Origin of the sequence: Streptococcus sp. 9903, assembly GCF_013276625.1 — a bacterium.
GTDB lineage: Bacteria > Bacillota > Bacilli > Lactobacillales > Streptococcaceae > Streptococcus.
Genome location: NZ_VMLI01000039.1, coordinates 1 through 733, shown reverse-complemented (window position 1 = coordinate 733; position 733 = coordinate 1). Strand labels below are relative to the sequence as shown.

At 50.5% G+C, this 733-nt stretch carries 8 tRNA genes; all 8 read left to right on the top strand.

What is annotated here, in order from left to right:
• The first annotated feature begins 19 nt into the window (after positions 1-19).
• Positions 20-92, top strand: a tRNA-Asp gene (locus HT696_RS10445).
• A gap of 24 nt (positions 93-116) precedes the next feature.
• A tRNA-Lys gene (locus tag HT696_RS10440) sits at positions 117-189 on the top strand.
• 5 nt (positions 190-194) lie between these two features.
• A tRNA-Leu gene (locus HT696_RS10435) sits at positions 195-276 on the top strand.
• A gap of 18 nt (positions 277-294) precedes the next feature.
• Positions 295-367, top strand: a tRNA-Thr gene (locus HT696_RS10430).
• A 22-nt stretch (positions 368-389) separates the two neighbouring features.
• Positions 390-461: transfer RNA gene (locus tag HT696_RS10425), tRNA-Gly, on the top strand.
• Between the two features lie 7 nt (positions 462-468).
• Positions 469-554: transfer RNA gene (locus HT696_RS10420), tRNA-Leu, on the top strand.
• An 11-nt stretch (positions 555-565) separates the two neighbouring features.
• Positions 566-639: transfer RNA gene (locus HT696_RS10415), tRNA-Arg, on the top strand.
• Between the two features lie 15 nt (positions 640-654).
• Positions 655-728: transfer RNA gene (locus HT696_RS10410), tRNA-Pro, on the top strand.
• Positions 729-733 lie beyond the last annotated feature (5 nt).

Here is a 733-nt window from a genome sequence, read left to right as displayed (position 1 = left end):
GATCCCGTTAACTCCCAAAGGTCCCGTAGTGTAGCGGTTATCACGTCGCCCTGTCACGGCGAAGATCGCGGGTTCGATTCCCGTCGGGACCGTTTAAGATAACGGAAGTTATTTTAGACTCGTTAGCTCAGTTGGTAGAGCAATTGACTTTTAATCAATGGGTCACTGGTTCGAGCCCAGTACGGGTCATATCTGCGGGTTTGGCGGAATTGGCAGACGCACCAGATTTAGGATCTGGCGCTTAACGGCGTGGGGGTTCAAGTCCCTTAACCCGCATTAAGATATAATAAATGAGCCGGCTTAGCTCAGTTGGTAGAGCATCTGATTTGTAATCAGAGGGTCGCGTGTTCAAGTCATGTAGCCGGCATTTTTAGATAGAAGAAAACAGTGCGAACGTAGTTCAGTGGTAGAACACCACCTTGCCAAGGTGGGGGTCGCGGGTTCGAATCCCGTCGTTCGCTTAGAGAGGCCGGGGTGGCGGAACTGGCAGACGCACAGGACTTAAAATCCTGCGATTGGTAACGATCGTACCGGTTCGATTCCGGTCCTCGGCATAATATAATGAGCACCCTTAGCTCAACTGGATAGAGTACCTGACTACGAATCAGGCGGTTAGAGGTTCGACTCCTCTAGGGTGCATTTTTCTTTTTAACTCGGGAAGTAGCTCAGCTTGGTAGAGTACTTGGTTTGGGACCAAGGTGTCGCAGGTTCGAATCCTGTCTTCCCGATACAT